5 tRNA genes are annotated in these 1,146 nt (G+C 39.8%); all 5 read right to left on the reverse strand.

The features are described 5' to 3' along the window. Positions 1-455 precede the first annotated feature (455 nt). Positions 456-547 (reverse strand) — tRNA-Ser (locus GLP24_RS19760). Positions 548-602: 55 nt separating this feature from the next. After that, positions 603-692: transfer RNA gene (locus tag GLP24_RS19765), tRNA-Ser, on the reverse strand. Between the two features lie 56 nt (positions 693-748). Continuing rightward, a tRNA-Ser gene (locus GLP24_RS19770) sits at positions 749-838 on the reverse strand. A 56-nt stretch (positions 839-894) separates the two neighbouring features. Continuing rightward, positions 895-987 (reverse strand) — tRNA-Ser (locus GLP24_RS19775). Between the two features lie 55 nt (positions 988-1,042). Further along, a tRNA-Asn gene (locus GLP24_RS19780) sits at positions 1,043-1,118 on the reverse strand. Between the last annotated feature and the right edge of the window lie 28 nt (positions 1,119-1,146).

Consider the following 1,146-nt stretch of genomic DNA (forward strand, 5'->3'; position numbering starts at 1 on the left):
AGCGCATTAAAAAGGTTTTTGGCCTTGGCGTCAATGGTTTTTTTTTAAATAGTTACTGACATTATCTTTTTTGTTCTGATTGTTGGTATTTTGAACGTGAATGTTTGGTTTTCTGATATTTGTTAGTTCAAGGTAGGAAAAATAGTTTGATGCAGTAAGGGTGGTGAAAAATGAATTAAAGAAAAATTGACGGTATTTTTTTAACGTAAAAAGACGGATTGAGTTTTAGTGGTGAAAATTAGATCAAATATTCAGACGCATTATTTGCTTGATGTGTTTAATTTGGTCATTTTTACAGTAAGGCTACGAATGAAATAGAGGATTTACTACTCGCGCGTTGTAGAGTGATTGTGTTAGCTGGCGTCTTTTTGGCTCAATCACGTTGTGAATAGATCACGGATAGCCCTCGTACCTCAGCTTCCGAGATGTGAATGATAGGCAGTGTTATTTTTGTTTGGCTTCACTCTACTGGACTTGAACCAGTGACATACGGATTAGCAGTCCGCCAAGCTTCTTATAAAGTGCCGCCAACTGAACTAAGAGGGAATTTCATCAAAATCTAGACGTAAAAAAGCCCGCAATTGCTTGCGGGCTTTCTTATTTGGCTCCCTCTACTGGACTTGAACCAGTGACATACGGATTAGCAGTTCGCCAAGCTTCTTATAAAGTGCCGCCAACTGAACTAAGAGGGAATTTCATCAAAATCTAGACGTAAAAAAGCCCGCAATTGCTTGCGGGCTTTCTTATTTGGCTCCCTCTACTGGACTTGAACTAGTGACATACGGATTAGTAGTCCGCCAAGCTTCTTATAAAGTGCCGCCAACTGAACTAAGAGGGAATTTCATTAAACTCTAGACGAAAAAAAACCTTGTCTTTCGACAAGGCTTTCTTGTTTGGCTTCACTCTACTGGACTTGAACCAGTGACAATACGGATTAGCAGTCCGCCAAGCTTCTTATAAAGTGCCGCCAACTGAACTAAGAGGGAATTTCATCAAAATCTAGACGTAAAAAAGCCCACAATTGCTTGCGGGCTTTCTTATTTGGCTCCCTCTACTGGACTTGAACCAGTGACATACGGATTAACAGTCCGGCGTTCTACCAACTGAACTAAGAGGGAATTAACTTTTACTATTTAACACGATAAT

It is taken from the genome of Photobacterium carnosum, assembly GCF_021236965.1.
In the GTDB taxonomy this organism is placed as follows: Bacteria; Pseudomonadota; Gammaproteobacteria; order Enterobacterales; family Vibrionaceae; genus Photobacterium; species Photobacterium carnosum.